At 59.9% G+C, this 2,107-nt stretch carries 2 protein-coding genes and 1 pseudogene; 1 reads left to right on the top strand and 2 read right to left on the bottom strand.

Annotated features, from left to right (window positions below; translation table 11 throughout):
• The coding region (locus tag E5198_RS21010; protein ID WP_136491841.1) for a transposase at positions 1-453 on the bottom strand (453 nt) is incomplete at its 3' end.
• A 180-nt stretch (positions 454-633) separates the two neighbouring features.
• Here E5198_RS21010 and E5198_RS21005 point away from each other — a divergent pair.
• Positions 634-1,095 (top strand): hypothetical protein, encoded by a 462-nt coding sequence (locus tag E5198_RS21005; RefSeq protein WP_136491840.1) that lies wholly within the window; start codon positions 634-636, stop codon positions 1,093-1,095.
• Positions 1,096-1,656: 561 nt separating this feature from the next.
• On the opposite strand, the pseudogene E5198_RS21000 reads toward E5198_RS21005, so the two are convergent.
• Positions 1,657-2,107, bottom strand: a pseudogene (locus E5198_RS21000) (transposase); the annotation flags it as partial.

The following is a 2,107-nucleotide window of genomic DNA, read 5'->3' as shown; positions in this document are numbered from 1 at the left end:
CGGCGCTTCCAGGCCCATCTCCCGAAAGATGCCGCGCAGCAGGTTGATGCGCTGGGTGCGGCTCTTCTTCCAGGTCTCGCGCAGACCGTGCAGTTGCTGGAGCTGTTGCTGCTCGTGCGTCTTCACCGGCACCGGGTGGATGCCCGAGCAGCGTGCGGCTTCGAGGATGGCGTCGCAGTCGTTGCGGTCGGTCTTGTTGCGGCGGCGGTAGGGGCGCACATAGCGCGCGTGCAGCAGCGTCACCTTGTGTCCCAGCGCCTGGGCGAAACGCCCCCAGTAGTGCGCCGTGCCGCAGGCTTCCATCAGCCACTCGACCGGCTCGGCCTGCTCCTGTATATATCGACGAAATGCCTCGCGATTCAGCCGCTTGCGCTGACTCACCTGCCCGGCACGGACGCTTTCGGCAACCTGGTAAACGGACTTGGCCAAATCCACTGCAATCTGCTTGCACATCGCTGACACCCTCCGAACGCCACTCACGGCACCGCTGGTGCGGGTAAGTGTGGTGCAGGGAGAGTCCATTACAGCATTCAAGTCCGTTCGCTTCGCTCACTCGGGACGCCCGCTTTCAGCGGTCGCCCCTTAACCTAAACGTTGAGGCTGTAGAAAAACCTCAGGGCTCATTCAGGAGCCTTGCCGTACGCAAAATTTGGAGAAATTGGGCAAGATGAATGCGGTGGATTTCAAGATGGGTGCCGGTTTCTGGATAAAAAACAGCCAGAATCCCAGCCGCAGAATTTGCTATTTAGTTTTTCTACAACCTCGTTAGACGGCAGATCAATGACAGCGGCTGACCACAAGACACTCAATGATGAGGCAGTGGCGGACATTCGCACCGTCGAAGCCATACTCCGCCGCTGGGATCCGATTGGTGTCGAGCCCGGCAGCATGGCGCCAGCCGATGAGTACGATAGCTACGCTCCGTACCTGGTCTCGATGGCACGGAACGGCTGCACGCTCGAAGAGGTCACAGCGCGTCTTGAATATCTCGCTTCTGAAACGATGGGTCTGGGCCCAAGCACGGCACAAAGTAGGGAGCACAGCAGCAAGTTCGCCGCACAGATCATCGAAGCGGTTCAGCCGTCTAACCGTTAGGTTGCTCATGGTTTATCTCGACTGTTCAGGCGTTCGCTTTGGCTCTCAGCTCGACGAAAAGCACTTGTTCGATTGGGCACGAGAAATTTCCTGTGTCATTCGCTGGGAGCAAGACACTCTTGTTGTCCGTTCCCGCCGCATTTCAGAGGCAGCGCTACGTGACTTACTCGCCCTCTTTTGGCGTTACAACATTCCAATGGGGCAGTTGGCTCAGTTTCAGAACAGCACCAACGAAGCCTGGTTCGCCGCCCCCACATGTATTGGCACAAAAAAGTGTTCGGTAAAACAACCTAACAAGTCGTATATGCCCCCCCCCCCACAAGTGGTGAGTAAAGCCTACCACCCCTGTCGTCAGTGCGGTTGCATTCGTATATCCGGCCTTTGCTGGGCGTTGCCGCCCGGGCCAATCTGTAGTTCGCGCAACGGGGGTCAAGCGCTCAATAGATCACGGGGATCATGATTGTTATCGGCCTTGTTCCGTTGCAGGACTCGCCTGTTCCGACAGTGTCGCTGTTCACCACAACCACAAGAAAACCTGCTCCTGCTTTCTCCGGCCCGCCGTCAGGCGGGCTTGCTGCTCTGCCAGTCGCCGCTGAAACGTCGTTCGTGGCACCACACCGCCCAGCAGATCCGTACCAGTTTGTTGGCCAGCGCCAACGCCGCCTTGTTGTGGCCGATGCGCGCGGCCGTCTCCACTGCCCAGCGTTGCAGCCGGGTCAACCGCTCAGGCGCTCGTCTGTGCAATCGTTGCGCCGCCAGCAACGCCGCTCGCGAACCATGGATCAGCAGGGTGCGCACGTACACGTTGCCCTGCCGGCTGATGTGTCCTAGCTTGCGCCGGTCAGCCGCTGCTGAACTCGCGCGGAGTCATGCCCAGCCAGGCGCTCAGTTGGCGACCACTGGCGAAGCGCTCGGGCTGGCCGACCGCGCTTTTCAGCGCGCTGGCGGTCAGCACGCCGATGCCGCTGACTTCGTCGAGCTTGCGCACGATGGCATCGTCGGCGTGCCAGCG

The organism is Pseudomonas sp. A-1, assembly GCF_004801855.1.
Classification (GTDB): Bacteria; Pseudomonadota; Gammaproteobacteria; order Pseudomonadales; family Pseudomonadaceae; genus Geopseudomonas.
The sequence above is the reverse complement of the archived record's forward strand: the minus strand, read 5'-3'. Positions and strand labels throughout refer to the sequence as shown.